The 19,569-nt window shown below is 54.0% G+C and carries 22 protein-coding genes; 12 read left to right on the top strand and 10 right to left on the bottom strand.

The window, feature by feature from the left end:
* Nucleotides 1-14: 14 nt before the first annotated feature.
* The 4 genes from trxA (at nucleotide 15) to L0664_RS10505 (ending at nucleotide 3,543) form a co-directional block, all read left to right on the top strand.
* Nucleotides 15-335, top strand: a complete 321-nt coding sequence (gene trxA, locus L0664_RS10520; RefSeq protein ID WP_235225754.1) for a thioredoxin — start codon at nucleotides 15-17, stop codon at nucleotides 333-335.
* A gap of 112 nt (nucleotides 336-447) precedes the next feature.
* Complete coding sequence (gene hslV / locus L0664_RS10515; RefSeq protein WP_235225753.1) at nucleotides 448-975, top strand: ATP-dependent protease subunit HslV; 528 nt, start codon at nucleotides 448-450, stop codon at nucleotides 973-975.
* Entirely contained in the window at nucleotides 972-2,276 is a 1,305-nt protein-coding gene (hslU, locus tag L0664_RS10510; RefSeq protein WP_235225752.1) for an ATP-dependent protease ATPase subunit HslU, read from the top strand. The genes hslV and hslU overlap by 4 nt, the downstream gene beginning before the upstream one ends.
* A gap of 37 nt (nucleotides 2,277-2,313) precedes the next feature.
* Nucleotides 2,314-3,543, top strand: a complete 1,230-nt coding sequence (locus L0664_RS10505; RefSeq protein ID WP_235225751.1) for an MFS transporter — start codon at nucleotides 2,314-2,316, stop codon at nucleotides 3,541-3,543.
* On the opposite strand, the gene L0664_RS10500 is transcribed toward L0664_RS10505, so the two are convergent.
* The 3 genes from L0664_RS10500 to L0664_RS10490 are packed head-to-tail and all read right to left on the bottom strand — an operon-like array spanning nucleotide 3,526 to nucleotide 5,785.
* A complete protein-coding gene (locus L0664_RS10500) occupies nucleotides 3,526-4,113 on the bottom strand; it encodes a Smr/MutS family protein (RefSeq protein WP_235225750.1) in 588 nt (195 codons plus the stop codon). The two genes, L0664_RS10505 and L0664_RS10500, sit on opposite strands and share 18 nt — an antisense overlap.
* Nucleotides 4,110-5,129 carry a murein transglycosylase A gene (gene mltA / locus L0664_RS10495; RefSeq protein ID WP_418888027.1) on the bottom strand — a complete coding sequence of 340 codons (1,020 nt, stop codon included), beginning with the start codon at nucleotides 5,127-5,129 and terminating at the stop codon, nucleotides 4,110-4,112. The genes L0664_RS10500 and mltA overlap by 4 nt, the downstream gene beginning before the upstream one ends.
* On the bottom strand, nucleotides 5,126-5,785 hold the full coding sequence (locus tag L0664_RS10490; RefSeq protein WP_235225749.1) for a Tim44/TimA family putative adaptor protein: 660 nt from the start codon (nucleotides 5,783-5,785) through the stop codon (nucleotides 5,126-5,128). The genes mltA and L0664_RS10490 overlap by 4 nt, the downstream gene beginning before the upstream one ends.
* 122 nt (nucleotides 5,786-5,907) lie before the next feature.
* Here L0664_RS10490 and L0664_RS10485 point away from each other — a divergent pair, with 122 nt between their 5' ends.
* Together L0664_RS10485 and secB are read left to right on the top strand one after the other, a co-directional pair.
* Nucleotides 5,908-6,393: an FxsA family protein gene (locus tag L0664_RS10485; RefSeq protein ID WP_235226179.1), complete on the top strand. Its 486-nt coding sequence runs from the start codon at nucleotides 5,908-5,910 to the stop codon at nucleotides 6,391-6,393.
* Between the two features lie 56 nt (nucleotides 6,394-6,449).
* Entirely contained in the window at nucleotides 6,450-6,971 is a 522-nt protein-coding gene (gene secB, locus L0664_RS10480) for a protein-export chaperone SecB (RefSeq protein WP_235225748.1), read from the top strand.
* Here secB and dnaQ read toward each other — a convergent pair.
* The 4 genes from dnaQ to L0664_RS10460 are packed head-to-tail and all read right to left on the bottom strand — an operon-like array spanning nucleotide 6,968 to nucleotide 9,705.
* Complete coding sequence (gene dnaQ / locus L0664_RS10475) at nucleotides 6,968-7,693, bottom strand: DNA polymerase III subunit epsilon (protein WP_235225747.1); 726 nt, start codon at nucleotides 7,691-7,693, stop codon at nucleotides 6,968-6,970. The two genes, secB and dnaQ, sit on opposite strands and share 4 nt — an antisense overlap.
* Nucleotides 7,686-8,279: a dephospho-CoA kinase gene (coaE, locus tag L0664_RS10470; RefSeq protein WP_235225746.1), complete on the bottom strand. Its 594-nt coding sequence runs from the start codon at nucleotides 8,277-8,279 to the stop codon at nucleotides 7,686-7,688. Before coaE ends, dnaQ begins: the two co-directional genes overlap by 8 nt.
* Nucleotides 8,276-9,109 carry a shikimate dehydrogenase gene (locus L0664_RS10465; RefSeq protein ID WP_235225745.1) on the bottom strand — a complete coding sequence of 278 codons (834 nt, stop codon included), beginning with the start codon at nucleotides 9,107-9,109 and terminating at the stop codon, nucleotides 8,276-8,278. Before L0664_RS10465 ends, coaE begins: the two co-directional genes overlap by 4 nt.
* Nucleotides 9,106-9,705, bottom strand: coding sequence for a Maf family protein (locus L0664_RS10460; RefSeq protein ID WP_235225744.1), 600 nt, complete (start codon nucleotides 9,703-9,705; stop codon nucleotides 9,106-9,108). The genes L0664_RS10465 and L0664_RS10460 overlap by 4 nt, the downstream gene beginning before the upstream one ends.
* 543 nt (nucleotides 9,706-10,248) lie before the next feature.
* On the opposite strand from L0664_RS10460, the gene rho reads away from it, so the two are divergent.
* The 6 genes from rho to L0664_RS10430 are packed head-to-tail and all read left to right on the top strand — an operon-like array spanning nucleotide 10,249 to nucleotide 17,027.
* On the top strand, nucleotides 10,249-11,520 hold the full coding sequence (gene rho, locus L0664_RS10455; RefSeq protein ID WP_235226178.1) for a transcription termination factor Rho: 1,272 nt from the start codon (nucleotides 10,249-10,251) through the stop codon (nucleotides 11,518-11,520).
* 30 nt (nucleotides 11,521-11,550) lie between these two features.
* A complete protein-coding gene (gene mnmE, locus L0664_RS10450) occupies nucleotides 11,551-12,837 on the top strand; it encodes a tRNA uridine-5-carboxymethylaminomethyl(34) synthesis GTPase MnmE (protein WP_235225743.1) in 1,287 nt (428 codons plus the stop codon).
* A gap of 3 nt (nucleotides 12,838-12,840) precedes the next feature.
* Nucleotides 12,841-14,718, top strand: coding sequence for a tRNA uridine-5-carboxymethylaminomethyl(34) synthesis enzyme MnmG (gene mnmG, locus L0664_RS10445; RefSeq protein WP_235225742.1), 1,878 nt, complete (start codon nucleotides 12,841-12,843; stop codon nucleotides 14,716-14,718).
* Nucleotides 14,715-15,335 carry a 16S rRNA (guanine(527)-N(7))-methyltransferase RsmG gene (gene rsmG, locus L0664_RS10440; protein WP_235225741.1) on the top strand — a complete coding sequence of 207 codons (621 nt, stop codon included), beginning with the start codon at nucleotides 14,715-14,717 and terminating at the stop codon, nucleotides 15,333-15,335. The genes mnmG and rsmG overlap by 4 nt, the downstream gene beginning before the upstream one ends.
* A complete protein-coding gene (locus L0664_RS10435) occupies nucleotides 15,325-16,143 on the top strand; it encodes a ParA family protein (protein WP_418888026.1) in 819 nt (272 codons plus the stop codon). The genes rsmG and L0664_RS10435 overlap by 11 nt, the downstream gene beginning before the upstream one ends.
* Nucleotides 16,140-17,027, top strand: coding sequence for a ParB/RepB/Spo0J family partition protein (locus L0664_RS10430; protein WP_235225740.1), 888 nt, complete (start codon nucleotides 16,140-16,142; stop codon nucleotides 17,025-17,027). The genes L0664_RS10435 and L0664_RS10430 overlap by 4 nt, the downstream gene beginning before the upstream one ends.
* On the opposite strand, the gene hemW is transcribed toward L0664_RS10430, so the two are convergent.
* From hemW to rph, 3 genes are read right to left on the bottom strand one after another with little or no spacing between them, the layout of a single operon-like run.
* Nucleotides 17,024-18,169 carry a radical SAM family heme chaperone HemW gene (gene hemW / locus L0664_RS10425; RefSeq protein WP_235225739.1) on the bottom strand — a complete coding sequence of 382 codons (1,146 nt, stop codon included), beginning with the start codon at nucleotides 18,167-18,169 and terminating at the stop codon, nucleotides 17,024-17,026. The two genes, L0664_RS10430 and hemW, sit on opposite strands and share 4 nt — an antisense overlap.
* Nucleotides 18,153-18,761, bottom strand: coding sequence for an RdgB/HAM1 family non-canonical purine NTP pyrophosphatase (rdgB, locus tag L0664_RS10420; RefSeq protein WP_235225738.1), 609 nt, complete (start codon nucleotides 18,759-18,761; stop codon nucleotides 18,153-18,155). Before rdgB ends, hemW begins: the two co-directional genes overlap by 17 nt.
* A complete protein-coding gene (gene rph, locus L0664_RS10415) occupies nucleotides 18,761-19,468 on the bottom strand; it encodes a ribonuclease PH (RefSeq protein ID WP_235225737.1) in 708 nt (235 codons plus the stop codon). The genes rdgB and rph overlap by 1 nt, the downstream gene beginning before the upstream one ends.
* Between the last annotated feature and the right edge of the window lie 101 nt (nucleotides 19,469-19,569).

Genomic DNA, 19,569 nt, shown 5'->3' with positions numbered 1-19,569 from the left:
TTAGGAGCAGAACAATGGCCACCGTAGCAGTTACCGACGACACATTTGACGCCGAAGTCCGCCAATCCGACATTCCAGTCGTGGTGGATTTCTGGGCAGAATGGTGCGGCCCTTGTAAGCAGATCGGCCCGGCTCTCGAAGAGTTGTCCGCTGAAATGGACGGCAAAGTCAAAATCGTCAAAGTGAACGTGGACGACAATCCAAATTCCCCCGCCCAGATGGGTGTGCGCGGCATTCCGGCGTTGTTCTTGTTCAAAGGTGGCGATGTTGTCGCTAACAAATCCGGTGCAGCCCCAAAAGCAGCGCTTCAGGGTTGGATCGAAGAAAACATCTAAGCGTCTGAAATTTCGTGAAGAGGGCGTCCCAGTGGGGCGCCCTTTTTCGTTGGTCCCTTGTGCAGCGCGCATAGCACCGCCATATATTTTCCAAGCAAGGATTGGATACGGCATGACAACAATTATCGGTGTACGCAAAGGTGACGAAGTGGTCATCGCAGGCGATGGACAAGTCTCTGTCGGTCAGACCGTCATGAAAGGCACGGCCACAAAGGTGCGGCGCCTGTCGCCGGGTGGCACCGATGTCATTTGCGGATTTGCGGGATCGACGGCAGATGCGTTCACGCTTCTTGAACGTCTTGAAAAGAAGCTTGAGGCAACGCCAGGCCAGCTTGCGCGCGCATCTGTTGAATTGGCGAAAGACTGGCGCACCGACAAATACCTTCAAAAGCTTGAGGCGATGTTGATCGTCACGGACGGCAAAGACCTGTTCGTGATCACAGGTGCGGGCGATGTATTAGAACCTGAATTTGACGTCACCGCCATCGGGTCGGGGGGCAACTACGCCCTCGCCGCCGGGCGCGCCTTGATGGATCAGGATTTGTCCGCCGAAGACATTGCACGCCGTGCCATGGCCATCGCATCCGACATTTGTGTCTACACCAACGGTAACCTCACAGTCGAAAGCATCAAAGCATGACCGACCTGACCCCCCGCGAAATTGTTTCAGAACTCGACCGCCACATCATTGGCCAGAAGGACGCCAAACGCGCCGTTGCTGTCGCCCTGCGCAACCGCTGGCGCCGCAAACATCTGGACGATGATCTGCGCGATGAAGTGTACCCAAAAAACATTCTGATGATCGGGCCAACGGGTGTCGGAAAAACCGAAATATCCCGTCGCCTCGCTAAACTCGCGCGTGCGCCGTTTATCAAGGTCGAAGCCACAAAGTTCACCGAAGTGGGCTATGTGGGCCGTGATGTCGAACAGATCGTGCGTGATCTGGTCGAAGCCGCGATCATCGAAACCCGCGACTACATGCGCGATGACGTCAAACAAAAGGCACGCGAGGCAGCAGAAGCCCGCGTGATTGATGCCATTGCCGGCGAAGATGCCCGTGAAGGCACGCGCGAGATGTTTCGCAAGAAACTGAAAACCGGTGAGCTTGATAACACTGTTATCGAACTTGAACTGGCCGATACGTCAAACCCGATGGGCGGCATGGAAATCCCCGGCCAACCCCAAGGGATGGGCGGCATGGATTTGGGCGCAATGTTCGGCAAAGCATTCGGTGGGCGGACTGTGAAAAAGAAAGTCACAGTCGCCAATAGCTATGACCTTCTGATCGCGGATGAGGCAGACAAGCTGCTGGATGATGAAACGATCACCAAAAAGGCGCTGGAGGCTGTTGAGCAAAACGGCATCGTGTTCCTTGATGAGATCGACAAAGTCTGTCGCAACGCAGACGCACGCGGTGCGGATGTATCCCGCGAAGGTGTGCAGCGCGATTTGCTGCCCTTGATCGAAGGCACGACCGTCAGCACCAAACATGGTTCCGTCAAGACAGACCATATCTTGTTCATTGCATCCGGTGCATTCCACATCGCTAAACCATCCGATTTGCTACCGGAACTTCAGGGCCGCCTTCCGATCCGTGTTGAACTACGCGCCCTGACCGAAGACGATTTCGTTCGCATCCTTACGGAAACCGACAACGCGCTGACCCGCCAATACACAGCCCTCATGGGGACTGAAGAGGTCACAGTTTCGTTCTCCGATGACGGCATCAAGGCCCTCGCGCATATCGCGGCTGAGGTGAACGAAGCCGTCGAAAACATCGGTGCACGTCGTCTTTATACCGTGATGGAACGTGTGTTCGAAGACCTGTCCTTTAACGCCCCTGACCGTGGTGGTGACGAAATAGAAGTAAACGCCGCCTTCGTAGAGGAACACTTGGGCGAACTTAGCCGTTCAACCGACCTTAGCCGTTACGTGCTTTAACGCTTTCCAGTCGGCCAAGTCCGTCCGATAAGGCGACATGGCCGACACTGGATACATCAGCTTTATCAAACAAAATGCGCCCTTCCTCGCAACGGGGGCATTGTTGTCGTTTCTGTCCAGCTTCGGGCAGACCTATTTTATCTCGATCTTCGGCGGTGAAATCCGCGAAAGCTATGGACTCAGCAACGGCGATTGGGGCCTGATCTATATGATCGGGACCGGCGCATCAGCCGTAGTGATGGTGTTTGCTGGCGGATTGGCGGATCGGTTCCGCGTCAAACAGCTCGGGATTGCAGTTGTTCTATTACTTGGTCTCAGTTGCATTTTGTTCGCGCTTAATCCAATTGCCGCGCTCCTTCCGCTCGTGATCTTTCTCTTGCGGTTTTTTGGCCAAGGCATGACGACCCACGTGGCGACCGTTGCGATGGCCCGCTGGTTTATCGCCACACGGGGCCGCGCGCTTGCTGTGGCGGCGATGGGGTTTATGCTGGGCGAGGCAACGCTGCCCCTCATTATGGTTTGGCTCAAATCGCACATCGATTGGCACATCATCTGGATCGGTTGCGCGCTGTTCTGCTTTGCAATGGCCCCCGTCCTGTTCCGCCTATTGCGCCTTGAACGAACCCCACAGTCCGTCGCGAACGAAGACCAATCCACCGGCCTGTTCAACAAACACTGGACCCGTGCAGACGCGCTACGTCATCCAATATTCTGGGCCATGGCCCCCGCCGTCATGTCCTTTTCCGGATTTGGAACAGCGTTCTGGTTTCATCAGGTTCATTTCGCGGAAATCAAAGGCTGGTCACACCTCGCGCTGGTTGCGGTGTTCCCGCTTGGAACAATCACATTGTTCTTTTCGACGATCGTCTACGGTTGGCTTGTGGACCGCCTCGGCGCCGTGCGCCTGCTGCCATTCTACCTGATTCCTTATATCCTAGCCTTCGTGCTGCACTGGTATGCGCCAAGCCTGGGTTGGACAGCGCTGGCGGTTATCCTGATGGGGGCGGCAGGGGGCGGTCAGGCCACGTTGCTAAACGCATGCTGGGCTGAATTTTTCGGTACATTGCATCTGGGATCAATCAAAGCAGCGACAACCGCACTGATGGTTCTTGGGTCCGCCATCGGCCCCGGCCTCAGCGGTTGGTTGATCGACAAAGGCGTTGGGTTTGAAACGCAAATGCTGGGCTATTCAGCGACGTTCTTTATCGCGGCAGTTTTGCTGCTTTATCCCGTTGCAGTCGCGCGAAGATCAGCGCGCGCGGCGTAGATAGACGTAGTACGCGCCTTGCCCGCCGTGGCGGATATGGCTTTCCGTGACCTGCAACACCAACCCACCCAAAGGCGCCATCGACAACCACTGCGGCACCTGATGGCGCAACACGCCGAACCGCGTTGGAATAGGGTTTCCATCATCACGGTTCTTACCTTTGCCTGTAATCACCAAAACCAACCGATGTCCCGCGCCTGCGGATCGCAGGATAAACCCCGTCAACGCGGGATGCGCCTGTGCCAGCGTCATCCCATGCAAATCGATGCGCGCTTCTGGTTTCAGCTTACCGCGCCGCAAACGACCAAAGGCCTTTTGGTCCATTTGAACAGGAGCCGCCCGCATTTGCTGGCCCAAGGATGGCAGCAAATCATGATCAGCGCTGTGATTGACCGATTGCCCGACTTTGAATTTCGGAATCTTGCGCGGTGCGGCGGGCGCTTGCACATCAGGCTTTCGTGGCGCGGCGCGGATCAACTTGGCGGCGGGTTTTTCCAGCGGCTCTGTTCGTTTTACCACCACATCCCACAACGCCTTTTCCTCAGCTGACACATGCCGAGGCTTCTTCATTCGATCACGTCCGGCAAAAGCGCATAAGCAGATTGTAGCGGCATCAACACGACCAACCGCCCGCCATCTTTGATACGCCCGGCATCCCGCCCAGCGCGATCACCCGTACCAAAGAAAATATCGGCACGCTGTGATCCACGAATGGCAGACCCCGTGTCTTGCGCGACCATCAAACGGTTCAACGGATCTGCACCGTTCTTTTCGATCCAAACTGGCGCACCATAGGGAATATAAGACGGATCAATGGCGACCGTGCGCATCGGCGTCACACTGCGGTTCATCGCGCCAAGGGGGCCTTTGTCAGCCGGCACTTCGTTGACTTCGCGAAAGAACACAAAGCTTTCGTTGGTCCACAGTAATTCCCGGCCCACATCACCATTTCGGCGCACCCAATTGCGGATCACGTCGGCTGATACTTGGTGGGCCTGATAAACCCCCCGTTCAACAAGGGCCCTGCCAACGGACGAATATTCACGCCCATTCGCACCGCCATAGCCAACGCGGATCACACTGCCATCGTCCAGCTTCACGCGGCCCGATCCTTGAACCTGTAAGAAAAACACATCTACCGCATCGTCGATCCAGGCAATCTCAAGACCCTGCCCCTCAAACGCATTTGTTTCTTCAATCTCGCGGCGCGACAACCGGCTAGGATTGGGGGGCAAACGGTACAGCGGGTACTGGTACGGCCCGCCACGGGTCAATGATCCGCGAAGTTCAGGTTCATAATATCCGGTAAAAAGCGCGTCGTTCCCGTCATCGATCAGAACTGGCGTAAAGAATCGTTCAAAGAACCCACGTGCTTCCTGCCCACTTTGGGCAACATCACACAAAGACGCCCAATCGGGGTCACGCATGTCGCCGCACGTCGACAAAAACACATCCATCGCTTCTTGATGGTTGTCGTCTGCCCAACCCTCTAGGTCATCAAACTGCAACAACTGATAGGTTGGATTCGCCATCGCGCCCTCCGCTGCGAACAACGACAGCCCAACGGCTGCCGCACGCAGAATCATTCGCCCGTGGCGACAAGGAACCAGTTCGGATCGCCCGTGCCCATCGTACGGCCGAACGTCCAGATGTCGCGCTGTTTCTTGATGTCGGTGGCAGACCCTTCGATCAGATCACCGCCCTTGTCGTACACCGCTGATGTGCTTTCGGCGATGAACTTAATCGAAATTTCAGCTTCTTTCGTCGCCTCGTTGTAATCCGCATCAACCAAGGTCGTTTCGGAAATGCCGACGAAGGTGAAATCAACGCTTAGGCCATTCTTCTCACGGTCCTCAACGACGCCGGCAAAGGCGTCGTAGACGTCTTCGGACAGGAACGGCTTGATCTCCGCCAAATCGCCTTTTTCGAAACCGCTCAGGATCATCTCATAGGCGCCGCGGGCACCGCGCAGGAAGTCACGGACAACAAACGAACGATCCGCGGCTTTCATGGCTGTCAACGCGGCGGCCGCCTCGCTGTCGGCATCCACATAATCAACCACATCCGGGTCGGGGCCGCCTTCGATAACTTCAAGATCAGGCGTCGCGCGCCGTGACGATTCAGGGTTTTGAATACGTGGTTTTTCAAAACCCTCTCGTGTGCCCAGAACGCTCCGCAAGCGAAGGATCAGGAAAATCGCAATTCCGGCAAGAACAAGAAGCTGGATAACTGGCGAATTCATGTGCGTTTCTCTCCGAAGGGATTGGGGCAAGTGGTAAAATCTGGCTACCGACCTTATGTAGGGGTGAGGGTGGGCCAAGTCCACCTTACCACACACGATTCATGTCACGATCCGAGGACCAAATGCTGCTTTTACTGCTCTTTATTGGCATACCTTTACTAGAAATCACGCTGTTCATCCAAGTGGGCGGCGCAATCGGGCTCGGCTGGACCCTCGCGATTGTGATCATCACCGCAATTTTGGGCGCTTCAATGGTGCGCGCACAAGGTGCCCAGGCAATGTTGAATTTGCGCGGATCGTTCTCGCAACTTCAGGATCCGACAGAACATCTGGCCCACGGTGCGATGATCCTGTTTTCCGGCGCATTGCTTTTGACACCGGGATTTTTCACCGATTTTGTCGGCTTTGCCCTGTTGATCCCTGCGGTTCGCAAAATCGTCTACACGCGTGTGCGGGAACGGGTGAACGTACAAAGCTTTCAAATGGGGCCAGATGGGCGGCCCGAACAACGCACGCGGCACCCCGATGGTGTGATCGACGGCGAATTCCAGGAAGTTGACCCCGATAATCCACCCCATTCCGGCCCTTCTGGTTGGACAAAACATTGAGGGTCGGCCCCTGCCCTGCTACACACGCCCAAATTTACTGAAATCCGGAGGGCCAAATGGCCGAAGAGACACCAACACAGACAAACGGCGCTGCTGATCCAGCCGCTGCTGCACCACAAATCAAACAGCGCGTTTTAGCACAGTTCGTTCGCGACCTGTCCTTCGAAAACGTCATGGCGCAAAAAGGCGTCGACGGCGAAGTGAAGCCAGAGATCAAAGTCGAGGTGAACCTTGATGCCCGCAAGCGCGGCGCAGAAAACCAGTACGAGATCATCACAAAGCTGAAGGTCACATCGACCAACCAAGGGTCCGACAAGACGTTGTTCCTGCTTGAACTGGAATACTCCGGCGTGTTCGAAATCGAAGGCGTGCCAGAACAGCAGATGCACCCCTACTTGATGATCGAATGCCCACGCATGACGTTCCCGTTCATCCGCCGCATCGTTAGCGACGTGACACGCGACGGTGGCTTCCCGCCACTGAACCTTGAACAGATCGATTTTGTTGCGATTTACCGCCAGCAGCTCGCGCTTCGTGCGCAACAGCAGGCCGAAGCGGCAAAAACAGCAGACGCCTAGGATTTATTCCAAAGCACATCATCACCAAGTGATTTGATAAAAGCGGCGTGGGCATCGACCTCCGCCGCTCTTATTTTGGGCGCAAGCGGCGTGGGCCGTGGTTGCGGGCGCCAGTCAGAACCCGCCGAAGCCGTTTTTGCAGTTGTCTGACCACCCATCACAAGGTCCGGCTGACGCCCACCAATCAGTTCCAGATAGACCTCTGCCAGAATTTCACTGTCCAACAGCGCGCCGTGCAATGTCCGGTTTGAATTGTCGATTGAAAACCGGCGGCACAACGCATCCAAAGACGCAGGCGATCCAGGGAATTTTTTGCGCGCAATCGCCAACGTATCCAGTGCTTGATCCATCGGCAAAAGCTTGCGGTTCAACCAGCCAAGCTCAGCGTTCAGGAATTTCATATCAAACGCCGCGTTGTGAATAACCAGCCTTGCGTCGCCAACGAAATCGACAAACGCTTGGGCAATATCAGCGAACACCGGTTTATCACGCAGCGTGACTTGCCCGGGCTTTGGGTCTTCGGGCGGTTCACGCAGGTCTGGGCCAATCCCGTGAATTTCATAAGCGCCAAGCGGCATGGACCGTTTGGGATTGATATATTGGTGATACGTGCGCCCTGTCGGCATGTGATTGATCAGCTCAATCGCACCGATTTCAACGATACGATCACCCTCAGCGGGTTCAAAACCTGTGGTTTCGGTATCAAGAACGATCTCACGCATTGGGTATGTCCTGTTCAATCTCTGACAAGATATTTGCCACGGATTGGCGGGCGGCGTCCAGCGTCAGGGTTTCGATGACCCAGCGCGCACGGCTTCGTTTTTCTGCATCGGGCATCTGGCGGGACAGGATCATTTCATAATCCGCCTCAGACATTTCACTGCGTTCCATGACGCGCTGTTTTTGTACGTCCGCAGGGACGGAAACCACCGCGACGCCATCGCAATCGGCATCTGCCCCAATTTCAAACAACAGCGGGATATCAAGCAAGACGATCGGTGCCGTTTCTGTCGTCAAAAACGTGGCACGGTCTTTGGCCACAAGCGGGTGAACAATGTTTTGAACCACATCCAAAACGCTTGGATCAGTCGCAATCAGATCACGCAGTTTTGGTCGCGATACGCCCCCGTCGATCATCACGCTCGGGTAAATCGCGCCAATCGCCTGCGCCGCACTGCCGTCTTTTTCGTATAACCGCCGCACCGTCGCATCCGCATCCCAAACAGGGATATCTGCATCGGCGAACATTTGCGCCGTCGTCGACTTGCCCATCCCGATGGACCCCGTAAGGCCAATCACAAAGGTCATGACAAAATGGCAGCGCGGGTGTTCACGTCGACCTCTGGGCGCACACCGAACCAGCGTTCAAACCCTGGCACAGCCTGGTGGAGCAACATACCAAGACCATCAACAACCACGCAGCCCGCGTCCTCTGCTTCGGCCAGCAATCGCGTTTTCAGCGGCGCATAAACCAGATCAGTCACGACGGTACCGCGCCGCAATCCATCCAGCGGAATGCGAAACTCCGGCTTTCCCTGCATGCCAAGGGATGTGGTGTTCACGACTGTCGCAGCTTCTTCGATCATGTTGCCCGCCTGGACCCAATCCACGACAGTAATTTTGGACCCGAACGCCGATTTCAAGGCTTCGGCGTTGGGCCGCGTCCGGTTGCTCAGGAAAATCTCTTGCACACCGACATCAATCAATGACGCAATGACAGCACGCGCAGCACCGCCGGCACCCAGAACAGCGGCCGGCCCAATGGACGGCGCCCATCCGGGTGCACCCTGTTTGAGGTTCGCGATAAATCCGTAACCATCGGTATTATCTGCGTGAATCTTACCGTCTTTTCGGAAAATCAACGTATTCGCAGCGCCAATCAGCGTTGCGCGATCCGTGGCGAGATCAGCAATTTCAAGCACGGCGACTTTGTGGGGTGCTGTGACATTGCACCCGACAAACCCCATTTGCGGCATTGTGCGAATGACCCGTTCCAGATCACCCTCGGACACATCGATAGGGATGTAGTACCCGGGCCGATCATAGGTCTTCAGCCAATGTGCAAAAAGACGCGGCGATTTAGATTGCACGATCGGGTGGCCAAGAACACCAGCGAGAGGAATTTTACGATCAGTCATGTGGGCAGTGTTCCGCGAAGTGTGAGATATGACAAGAGTTCTAACAGAGGCAGACCTTGAATGGTAAAGGTATCGCCTTGAACCATACGAAACAGGCGGATGCCTTCTTCTTCGATTTTGTATCCCCCGACAGACCAACGAATGCTGTCCCAGTTGCGATCAAGGTAATCGTCGCGATATGCATCACTGAAATCCCGCATACCAAGACGTGCAACACCGACATGACGCCAAACAGGTTTCAGATCTTCATACACCACTGCGGCAGACAAAAGTTGATGGGCCTCACCGCGCAATAGGTTGAGTTGCGCGCGCGCATCTTCAATCGTTTCGGGCTTTGAGATGATCTGACCTTTGAACGACAAAACCTGATCACAGCCAATCACAAGTCCACCGTTCCCCTTTTCAGAAACTTTGCGGGCCTTCATTTCTGCCAAAGTATCGGCGATATCACGGGGCGGCGCATCCTCGGCTGCAAGCGCGCGCTTAACCGAATCTTCATCGATTCGTGCTGGGATGACGTCATGCTGCACCCCTGCATTGCGAAGCAAGTTGGACCGAATTTCGGATGTAGACGCTAAAATTATTCGATCTGTCATGTGGATATCCCCGTGGATGATCGCGTGTACACGTCATGGGGTGAATTGGGGCTAAGGGCAACCGTTCACCCGATAGGCCAAAGTTATCCGAGATGTCCAAAACTCATCCACTGTTATCCACGTGGGATAAGGACGAATCGTGGATGTGGATAAAAATCAGTCGGACTCGCCGGATGGTTTTGATCAAGCATCTTGGAAAATAAATTTATATTATACTTCAATAGTTTAGATAAATTATGCGGCAATCACGACCTGATCATTTCATCCTGTGTCCTTGGATAATACTGTGGAAAGAGCACATTCGCGCAGCTATCCACATCACTACTACTACAATCACCTTTATATTCTTTTTTATTGTAAGAAAGAAAACGGCAGGCGTTGGCCTGACCTAAAGCCAAGGCGCGTGTAGAATTGACAGAGCTGCATAGAAAGCTTAGGCAAAGACACCTTTCGTCCGAAGGGTAATTTCCAGAACAGAATATGAAAAGGCCGCAGAGTGGCCGGAGACCCTAGATGTCTGAAGACGTAATGCCCGAAACAGTTGTGCCGACTGACCGTTTGAACCTTGCTGATCTCAAGGCGCAAAGCCCTAAGGATTTGCTGTCTTTGGCCGAAGAGCTCGAGATTGAGAACGCATCGACGATGCGCAAGGGCGACATGATGTTCTCGATTCTGAAAGAACGGGCCGAGGATGACTGGGTCATCGGTGGTGATGGTGTTCTTGAAGTTCTGCAGGACGGTTTTGGGTTTTTACGCTCTCCCGAGGCGAACTACCTGCCGGGCCCTGACGATATTTACGTGTCCCCTGATATGATCAGGCAGCATTCCTTGCGGACGGGTGACACAGTCGAAGGCGTGATTCAGGAGCCATCCGAAACCGAACGCTATTTCGCGTTGACGAAGGTTGAGAAAATCAACTTCGAAGAACCAGCCCGTGCCAAGCATAAGGTTGCCTTTGAAAACCTGACGCCGTTATACCCCGATGAACGGCTGAACATGGAAACAGCCGATCCAACGACCAAAGACCGATCCGCGCGGATCATCGATTTGGTTGCACCTATTGGTAAGGGCCAGCGTTCCTTGATTGTTGCGCCACCACGGACGGGTAAGACCGTTCTGCTCCAGAATATTGCCCATTCAATCGCTGCCAATCATCCCGAGTGTTATTTGATCGTTTTGTTGATCGATGAGCGCCCTGAAGAAGTTACGGACATGCAGCGCTCTGTTAAGGGCGAAGTTGTATCATCGACGTTTGATGAACCTGCAACACGCCACGTGGCTGTGTCCGAGATGGTGATCGAAAAGGCCAAACGCCTGGTCGAACATAAACGCGATGTCGTGATTTTGCTGGATTCGATCACGCGTCTGGGTCGGGCGTTTAACACGACAGTGCCGTCGTCTGGTAAGGTTCTGACAGGTGGTGTTGATGCAAACGCGCTGCAACGTCCGAAACGTTTCTTCGGTGCGGCACGTAACATTGAAGAAGGCGGATCGCTGACGATTATCGCAACGGCCCTGATCGACACCGGTAGCCGGATGGACGAAGTTATCTTTGAAGAATTCAAAGGCACCGGTAACTCTGAAATCGTTCTTGATCGTAAGATTGCGGACAAACGTGTCTTCCCGGCGATGGATATCTTGAAATCCGGTACACGTAAGGAAGATCTTTTGGTTGATAAAATCGACCTTCAGAAAACGTATGTGTTGCGACGGATTTTGAATCCAATGGGGACGACGGATGCGATCGAATTCCTGATCTCGAAGCTGAAACAAACGAAGACAAATTCAGATTTCTTCGATTCAATGAACACGTAACTTATTGTTTTAAAACAATGGGTTAATGATATGGATACAATTTTTGCCCTCGCGTCTGCCGCTGGTAAAGCCGGTGTTGCAATCATCCGGATATCTGGGCCCGATGCCATAGCGTGCAGCGCGCGCATTGGTGCAGTTGTGGCTGAACACGACCGCAAACTGGTTCGGTTGTTGGACGCAGATGGAACCCTGATAGATCAGGCGTTCGCGATCAGTTTTGCGCCTGGCCGTAGCTTTACGGGTGAGCAGGTTGTTGAACTGCAAACCCATGGGTCGCCAGCAATCGTGGCGGCAGTCTTGCGCCGACTGGGGGAGTTGGGGTTACGCCTGGCTGAACCAGGTGAATTCACCAGACGCGCCCTGGAAAATGGAATGCTGGATTTGGCGCAGGTCGAAGGGCTGGCCGATCTCATTGAAGCTGAAACAGAAAGCCAAAGGCGCCAAGCCGTTCGTGTGTTCAATGGGGCGCTGGGCGATCTGGCGGCTGATTGGCGCCAAAAGTTGGTGCGTGCAGCTGCGTTGTTGGAAGCGACGATTGATTTTGTCGATGAGGATGTTCCGGTAGATGTATATCCGGAAGTGCGCGAATTGGTCGAATCTGTTGGCCGTGATGTGCGCAAAGAGGCCGCAGGTGTTCAAGTCCGAGAGAGAATGCGCGACGGGTTTGAGGTCGCATTGGTCGGGCCGCCAAATTCTGGAAAATCTACGCTTCTCAATCGGTTGGCGGGTCGTGATGCTGCAATCACGTCGGATATTGCAGGCACCACGCGGGATGTCATTGAGGTAAAGATGGACCTGAACGGCCTGCCCGTCACGATATTGGACACTGCCGGATTACGGGCCTCTGACGATGTCTTGGAGGAGATCGGGATATCGCGCGGTCAAGAACGCGCTAAGGCAGCTGACGTGCGGGTGCATTTGGTGGATGATCTGTCGAATCAAAAGGAAACTGGAGAAGACGGATTGGATATTTGGATCCTGTCGAAATCAGACACCCGGGGCGTTGATGGCGAAGGTGGCATTTCGGGCAAGACAGGGCTCGGTGTTGATCTTCTTTTGGCGAAAATAACTGATTACTTGGGTAAACGCGTTGCCGGCGCCGGTACAGCGACAAGAACACGTCATGAAGCAGCGCTATTGAAGGCTGGTACGGCGCTTGAGGCGGTTGCCGAGGGCCTCACGATTGATGAGACTCCTGTTGATCTGTTGGCCGAAGATCTCCATCTGGCTATTAGATCTCTCGACAGCTTGATTGGTCGCGTAGATGTTGAAAACGTGCTAGGTGAGATTTTCTCAAGCTTCTGCATCGGTAAATAAGGATTGTTTCACGTGAAACATGCGTTCGACGTCATTGTTATCGGGGGTGGTCACGCAGGCTGTGAAGCTGCGCATGCGGCCGCACGTTCGGGTGTATCCACCCTTTTGATCACTCTGAGGGCTTCCGACATCGGTGTAATGTCGTGCAATCCCGCAATCGGTGGTTTGGGTAAGGGGCATCTTGTACGTGAAATTGATGCGTTGGATGGCGTTATGGGCCGGGTGGCCGACCATTCCGGAATTCAATTTCGCCTTTTGAACCGAAAAAAGGGGCCTGCCGTTCAGGGTCCGCGAACTCAAGCAGATCGTTCCTTATATCGTGCTTCAATGCAGAAACAGACATCAGCGCGGACAAACCTCGACGTTCTTGAGGGTGAAGTTGTTGATTTGATCATGGATGGCGAACGTGCCGCTGGCGTCGTTCTGAAAGACGGGTCCAAAATCACCAGTCGTGCGGTTATCCTGACCTCCGGAACTTTTTTGCGCGGCGTTATTCATATCGGTGATGTCGCAAAGCCCGGGGGCCGCATGGGCGATGATCCCTCCGAAGCTTTGGCAATACGCCTTTCGTCCTATGGGCTCCGAATGGGTCGTCTTAAAACAGGCACGCCGCCGCGTTTGGATGGTCGAACGATTGATTGGGCTGGCTTGGATCAACAAGCCGCGGACGACAAACCAGAGATGTTTTCGTTTTTGCACAAGGCACCGTTTGCACAGCAGATTTCCTGCGGTATTACCCATACAAATGCACAAACGCATGACATCATTGAAAAAAACCTTTCCCGCTCGGCTATGTACGGCGGGCATATCGATGGGGTTGGGCCAAGATACTGCCCCTCTATCGAAGACAAGGTCGTGCGTTTTGCCGACAAAGACTCCCACCAGATTTTTCTAGAACCGGAAGGTTTGAACGACCACACAATTTATCCCAACGGGATATCGACGTCTTTGCCGGTCGAAGTGCAAAAGGATTACGTTCATTCCATCGTCGGTCTGGAAAAGGCAGAAATTCTGCAACCGGGTTACGCGATTGAATATGACTACATTGACCCAAGAGGGCTCAGCGTCACCTTGGAGCTTAAATCAATGCCAGGTCTGTATTTGGCCGGGCAAATCAATGGAACGACAGGCTACGAAGAAGCGGCCGCGCAAGGTTTGGTTGCCGGACTAAATGCTGCTGCAGTTGTTCACGGATCCGATCCTGTTTTGTTCGAAAGATCAACATCTTACATTGGTGTTATGGTCGATGATCTGACGGTACGGGGCGTGTCGGAACCCTACCGCATGTTCACGTCGCGGGCTGAATACCGTCTGTCCCTAAGGGCTGATAACGCCGATCAACGTCTAACCGAGTTTGGCTATGATATCGGCTGTGTGGAAGAACCGCGTTGGGCAGCATTTAGCGAAAAATCCATGGCTCTCGAAGCAGGTCGGGAGGAGCTGAATGGCATCACTGCAACGTCTCGCGAACTTAACCGTCTCGGTGTGCGGGTCAGCGCAGATGGGCCAAAAAGAACCCTCTACGATGCCCTTACAATCGCTGGAACAGAGTTGAGCCTTCTGTCCTCTTTGTCGCCCAAGGTCTCTGAAATCAAACCAGAAATCGCCGTTCAGCTGGAACGCGATGCGTTGTATTCCAATTATGTTGAACGCCAAAAGAATGATGTTGCCGCACTTCGTCGCGACAGCGATAAGAAAATCCCCAACACGCTCAGCTATGATGGCATTGACGGTCTTTCGAATGAACTTAAGGCGAAATTGAAGGCCGCACTGCCTGACAACCTCGCCCAGGCCGCGCGCATTGATGGAATTACACCCGCCGCCTTGATGCTTGTCGCCGCCGAAATCAAAAAGACACAAGCGATGGCAGCTGCATCATGAATGATCACTCCCTTTCCATAGGTGGGGTCGATGTTTCACGTGAAACAATGGAAAAGCTCCGTGCTTACAGCGATCTGATCGTCAAATGGACGAAGACGATCAATCTGATTTCACCAGCAAGCGTTCCGGACATCTGGGATCGTCATATCACCGACAGCGCGCAGATTTATCAATATGCCCCGTCGTCTTGGGGGCACTGGATCGATCTAGGAAGTGGTGGCGGCCTTCCTGGGCTCGTGATTTCAATTCTTGATCAATCTGAAAGGCCAGTAACGCTTATCGAAAGTGATACAAGAAAGTGTTTGTTTCTCAACACCGTACGTCGAGAACTCGATCTTAACGTCACGGTCCTGAATAAACGAATTAACGCCGTAGACACGCCGCCTGCCGATGTCATTACCGCACGCGCCCTCGCACCTTTGACGGATCTCATGACCTTCGCATCAGATCTACTGCTACCAACGGGAACGGCTCTTTTTTCAAAAGGTCTGACCTACAAAGAAGAGGTCGACGCAGCGCTGGAAAATTGGCAATTTGAATACGAAGCGCATGCCAGCCATACAAATCCAGATGCCTGTGTGCTGGAAATTTCAAGGATACAACGCCGTGAATCTTAGCCGGACCACAAACCCCAAAATTATTTCTGTCGCGAATCAGAAGGGCGGGGTTGGCAAAACAACAACGACAATTAATCTTGGTGCCGCGCTCGCCAGGGCTGGCCGTCGCGTTCTTCTTATTGATCTGGACCCACAGGGTAACGCGTCGACGGGTCTCGGTATTGATTTTGGAAACCGCGATGTAACGACATACGATGTCTTAACGGGGGACGCATTGCCCTCCGCCGCTGCGATTGAAACCAGCGTTGAAAACCTGCTGATTATTCCCGCGACAACGGATCTTAGCTCTGCCGATATTAACCTGATGTCGAACGAAAAACGCAGCTTTATGCTGCATGATGCATTGCATCAGCCAGACATCGATGCGCTCGAGGTTGACTATATCTTGATCGATTGCCCACCATCTCTCAACATATTGACGGTTAATGCGATGATCGCCTCAGATTCAGTGGTCGTTCCCTTACAAAGCGAATTTTTCGCCCTTGAGGGATTGTCCCAACTCATGCTCACAATCCGCGAAGTTCGACAAACCGCAAACGCCGCATTGCGGATCGAAGGTGTGGTTTTAACCATGTACGATAAGCGAAATAACCTATGCCAGCAGGTCGAAGCAGACGCGCGTGACAACCTCGGTGATCTTGTTTTTAAAACGGTCATCCCAAGGAACGTACGACTAAGCGAAGCACCGTCTTTCGCGATGCCCGTCATCGATTATGACCCAGCGTCAAAAGGCGCAGCGGCCTACATCGCGCTAACGGCTGAAATAATCCAAGGCGAACAACCCACCTCAAGCCGGAGAGCATCATGACCAAGCCCAAAACACCAAATCGCGGCCTTGGGCGCGGTCTGTCGTCGCTCATGTCCGATGTTGCAGCACCTGTTGATCCAAAACCGTCTGAAGCTGGCACGGACCGGCTTATCGCTGTTGATCAGATATACCCCAATCCAGATCAGCCCCGGCGCACCTTTGACGATCAAGCGATGGAAGACCTCACAGCGTCGATTTCTGAAAAAGGGATCATTCAGCCGCTGATCGTCCGTGATAAACCGTCATCCAACGGCCGATACGAGATCGTCGCAGGTGAGCGTCGCTGGCGGGCCGCGCAACGGGCGCAAGTCCATCAAGTTCCTGTAATCGTTCGTGATTTTAGCGACGTTGAGGTTCTTGAGGTTGCAATCATCGAGAATATCCAACGCTCTGATCTTAACGCGATAGATGAGGCCGCGGGCTACAAACAATTGATGGAAAAATTTGGTCGCACCCAAGAAGAAATGGGAACGGCCCTCGGCAAGAGCCGCAGCCACATTGCCAATTCTGTCCGTCTTTTGTCCCTTCCTGATTCCGTGCAGTCCCTCTTGGCGGACGGTCGGCTGTCCGCGGGTCATGCACGTACGTTGGTGGGCCATCCAGACGCTGATAAACTTGCCGCGGAGATCGTGAAAAAGGGTCTATCCGTGCGCAATGCTGAGAAATTAGTGAAAACAACGAAAGCAGCGCCAAGCCAAAAGGCTCGTAAATCGACCCCACAAAAGGATGCAGATACCCTTCAGATCGAAGGTGATCTGTCGGCGCAGTTGGGGATGAAAGTGAAAATCGATCATTCTGCGGGCAAAGAAAACGGGCAAGTCGTGTTGCACTACCGTGATCTCGAACAGCTCGACGATGTGCTCCGGTTGTTGTCTGGCAGTTAGGACGTCAAAAGGCGATTGATTACAGCATTCAAGATGGGGCGCCCGGCGGCCGTCACAGTAAGCCGGTCGCTGGACAGAATTACAAACCCGTTATCCTGTAACTCATTGATCTTGCTTGTGTTATTGGTGATCCATGGTTGAGGCATCAACAGACCTTCAGTCATGCGCAGCCCCATCAACACCCGCTCTTCCAACACGGCTTCAGCGTCCATCGCAGACATAACGTCGTCCCCGCCCTTCCCGTCTTCAACTCTAGAAAGCCACGCACCCGGTGCCTTCGGGGCCACTGTTTCGTGACGTACACCGTCGATCGTTAGGCGCCCATGTGCCCCCGGGCCAATGCCGGCCCAATCGCCTGACCGCCAGTAAATCAGATTGTGACGGCTTTCTTGCCCATTTTTGGCATGATTAGACACTTCATAGGCCGCAAGACCAGCCGCATTGCACTTGTCTTGCGTCACATTCCAAAGATCAGCACCAAGGTCTTCATCCGGCAGCCCGCGCAACAACCCTCTCTTGAACCGGTCGCCAAATGCGGTCCCGTCTTCCACTGTCAGTTGGTACAATGACAGATGATCTGGGTCCAATGACAGCGCTTGGGTCAGTTCCGCCGTCCAATCATCCACCGATTGGTTCTGGCGCGCATAGATCAGATCAAAGCTCACGCGATCGAACGTCGTTCGTGCAATCTCAATCGCGCCCAATGCTTCACGGGCCGAATGAAGACGCCCCAATGCCTTAAGGTCAGGATCGTTCAAGGCCTGCACACCAACCGAAACACGGTTCACACCGGCTTTGTGATATCCGCTAAATCTCTCGGCCTCGATGGACGTCGGATTGGCCTCCAGCGTCACTTCCAGATCATTGGCCAATCGCCAGTTTTTCTGGATACGCGACATGATCCTGTCGACGGTCACAACCGACATCAGGCTCGGCGTACCACCGCCAAAAAAGACCGAATTTAAGACACGCTCACCCGTGATGGCCGCGATCCGGTCCAGTTCCGCTTCAAATGCGGCCGCCCATCTCGCCTGATCTACAGATGCAACGACATGCGAATTGAAATCGCAGTACGGGCATTTCGCTTGGCAAAACGGCCAGTGGATATAAAGGCCAAAGCCCCCTTCAGGCAAAACAACCATCAATCAACTTGGCGAAGGCATCCGCGCGATGGCTGATCTTGTTTTTCTCCCAGCGGTCCATTTCGCCGAACGTCACGTCATATCCGTTCGGTTGAAAGATAGGATCATAGCCATGGCCCTGATCGCCCCGCATCGGCCAAACCAAACGGCCCGGCATCACCCCTTCGAACACTTCGTCGTGCCCGTCCGGCCATGCCAACACCAGACAACAGCGAAATTGCGCCAAACGGGGTTCAGGCGCCTTCACCGCCTCCAGCTCATCCCAGGTGCGTGTCATCGCCATCACAAAATCACGTCCATTCGGCGTTTCCGCCCAATCCGATGTGTAAACCCCGGGCGCACCGTTCAGGCCATCAACCGTAATGCCACTATCGTCCGATAGCGCAGGCAATCCCGTCGCCTTCACGGCCGCATGTGCCTTGATCCGTGCATTGCCGGTAAACGTCGTCTCGGTTTCCTCGGGCTCCGGCAAACCATGATCCGCATTGCTCGACACAGCCACACCAAATGGCGATAGCAAATCAGCAATCTCCTCCAGCTTCCCTTGGTTGTGGGTCGCGATCAGCAATTCAGAACCGTCGAATGTCCGCATCAGCCAACAGCCGCCAGTTGCGCCGCCGTCAATTCTGCGATGCCCTTGTCGGCCAAATCCATCATCGCATTCATCTGATCGCGCGAAAACGTGGACCCTTCTGCGGACATCTGGATTTCGATCAGCTTATCGCCAGTCATGACGAAATTACCGTCCACACCAGCTTCGGAATCTTCTGGGTAATCCAGATCCAAAACCGATTGCCCCGCATAAACACCACAGGACACTGCAGCCACCGGAATGGCCAGCGGGTCAGAAATCACATCGCCCGCCTTCATCAGTTTTTGAACGGCCAGCTTCAACGCAACCCAACCGCCAGTAATAGACGCACAGCGCGTGCCACCGTCAGCCTGAATAACATCGCAATCAACGACGATCTGTCGTTCGCCCAACGCAACGCGATCAACACCCGCACGCAACGACCGTCCAATCAAACGCTGGATTTCTTGCGTACGCCCGCTCTGCCCGTTTTTGGCTTCGCGGCGCATCCGTGTGTTTGTCGCACGGGGCAGCATCCCGTATTCCGCCGTCACCCAACCAAGGCCGGAATTCTTCAGAAAGGGCGGCACACGTTCATCAATCGACGCCGTACACAGAACATGCGTATCGCCGCATTTGATCAGGCACGACCCTTCCGCATGGCGCGTCACGCCTGTTTCAATTGAAATCGTCCGCATTTCATCAATAGACCGACCAGAGGGGCGCATCGCATATCCTTTCAAGGGTTTCCCAAGCCCTACTCGCCAGCCGCCAAAATTCCAACCCCGATTGACCTTTGCGCATGTCGCGTCATAACTGTCATCGCTCA

It is taken from the genome of Octadecabacter dasysiphoniae (assembly GCF_021532615.1).
Lineage (GTDB): Bacteria > Pseudomonadota > Alphaproteobacteria > Rhodobacterales > Rhodobacteraceae > Octadecabacter > Octadecabacter dasysiphoniae.
Note: the sequence above shows the minus strand (reverse complement) of the source record. Positions and strands in the feature narration are given on the sequence as shown.